The organism is Microbulbifer sp. 2205BS26-8, from assembly GCF_030731025.1.
In the GTDB taxonomy this organism is placed as follows: domain Bacteria; phylum Pseudomonadota; class Gammaproteobacteria; order Pseudomonadales; family Cellvibrionaceae; genus Microbulbifer; species Microbulbifer spongiae.
Map to the genome: position 1 here is coordinate 1 of NZ_JAVAMR010000109.1, position 1,863 is coordinate 1,863.

General features: G+C 42.1%; 3 protein-coding genes. 1 reads left to right on the top strand and 2 read right to left on the bottom strand.

Translation table 11 applies throughout. From position 1 onward, the window contains the following. Positions 1 to 450 precede the first annotated feature (450 nt). Positions 451 to 738 (bottom strand): GNAT family N-acetyltransferase, encoded by a 288-nt coding sequence (locus tag Q5Y71_RS16690; RefSeq protein ID WP_306043210.1) that lies wholly within the window; start codon positions 736 to 738, stop codon positions 451 to 453. A 180-nt stretch (positions 739 to 918) separates the two neighbouring features. Between Q5Y71_RS16690 and Q5Y71_RS16695 the strand changes: the two genes are divergently transcribed. Continuing rightward, complete coding sequence (locus Q5Y71_RS16695; protein ID WP_371877093.1) at positions 919 to 1,188, top strand: transposase; 270 nt, start codon at positions 919 to 921, stop codon at positions 1,186 to 1,188. Between the two features lie 200 nt (positions 1,189 to 1,388). Here Q5Y71_RS16695 and Q5Y71_RS16700 read toward each other — a convergent pair whose 3' ends face one another. Further along, on the bottom strand, positions 1,389 to 1,709 hold the full coding sequence (locus tag Q5Y71_RS16700) for a hypothetical protein (RefSeq protein WP_306043211.1): 321 nt from the start codon (positions 1,707 to 1,709) through the stop codon (positions 1,389 to 1,391). Between the last annotated feature and the right edge of the window lie 154 nt (positions 1,710 to 1,863).

The following is a 1,863-nucleotide window of genomic DNA, read 5'->3' on the forward strand; positions in this document are numbered from 1 at the left end:
CCCTCTGATCAGATCTCATACAAAACTGCTCGCACCCGCTGGAAAACCCCGTGGTTACTGGCTTCCAGCCATTTTGACCTGTGAAAAATCTCTTCGATTCTCTTCATTTTTCTTCAATTTGTGAAATCCCGAAAATCGCTACAGCCCACGGCTGGCGGGGGTTTGCGGTGTTTTCCAATTTCACTGGCTAAGGAAAAGCGCAAAACCGGCAGGCGTGGGGAGGAGTGATCGCAGGCCCTTTTCCGCGTTCAAAAAATATACAGATCAATACATGCCAGCTGATTAAGTGCCTGAATTACCTTGAGTTTGTCGCCTCCAAGGCAAAATGGGGTAACACTGCTGGCTTTGCTATGTGATGAAGAGAATTGAAAACCCAAGATGGTAATTTAAGGACAGGATCTGGCAGCTTTGTCGGCTGGCCAATTGCGAGGGATGTCTTGGGGGGTCAATTCAGGAAAGATCCTGCTGTTCACCATCTATAAAATGTACTGCTAAATCTCCAATCAGTTCATCAGTTTTCTTTTTTACAATAGCTAACTGGTACCAATTACCATCAATATTAAAATTTGAGTAATCAATAGCTTTAAAAAGATCCAAGGCGTTCTGATAAGAATAGTCTGTCCAATTCTGAAATTTGGCTATCTCTGGCTGAGAACGATATTGAGCAAAAGCTTCTAAATCTTTTTCCTCAAAAGACCTAATAATGAATCGTTCTGTTTTAAGTATTGGAGTTTTCATTGAGGACTTTCAATAGGCATAACGTCGCCCTCAATGGCTTGTCCCCCCAAATGCTGTTGTAGATTTTGACCCATAATTCCTCTTAGCAGATGAAATAGCTTTTTTCATATTGATTTTTAGTTCCGGAAACATTTCCCCTAACGGATTGTCCAACCAGGTTGGATTGAGCCCCCTTTTATTTTGGATAATGCGCGTTATCATTACTCACAGGTTGTCAAAGACTGGGTAGGGGAAAATGATCGAATCAATTTGGTGTTTTTACCTGCCTACTCTCCAGAATTAAATTTGATTGAACGGTTATGGAAGTTTTTCAAGAAAAACGTTCTTTACAATAGATACCATGAGAATCTGAAAGCGTTTAGGGAGGCATCGATAGAATTTTTCCAGGGAATAGGTCGACGAAAAACAGAGTTATCAAGTCTACTTGGTGGAGGATTTGAGGGGTTTTGACTCTCCCCGAAAACCTAAATCTCAAACGCTTTGGGTATATTAAAAATAAAAATGCGTATCTCATTCTATTGCCTTAAAGCCTTGTTGAGAGGCAGCGAGTGAATTTGCTCGCTGCGTAAAGAAATTGCGGTTAGTACTTGAATCTGCGAGTATAGTGCTGCAAGTAGGAAGAAATTTTTAATTGCTTGCTATGTAATCAGTCAATCGGTTTCCCGCAACGCAGTGATGACGCAAGTGGTTTCCTCGTCATCGATAACATACGCTAGCCTTTTACCCCTTGCTTTTGCAGACAAAGCATAAGCATACTGGGCTTTATTAAACTCAGTGCCATCCATATCGATTTGTCCTCGACTGAAGGAACAATTTGAAGCGAATTGAGGGGAGGTGATGTATGCAGCACCATTATTAAGTTCCAAAGTCCAGTCGGTAAGTATTGTTCCCCAAACCCGCGTCGCGCTAGCTGTACTCGAAAAGGCTGACATTGCCGTTGCAATGATTGCTAATCCTAAACCATTTTTCATATATTCCTCTTTTGTGTTTTTGAGTTATTGTCAATTCTGGTGTTCAACAAGCCTGATTAAGCAGCGCTCTGACCGGCCGTTGTCACCTCCTCTCCATCCTTGAATTTCACTCCGGTGATGACCTTGGCAAGGTAGTCAAAGCCCCGGAGCTTTC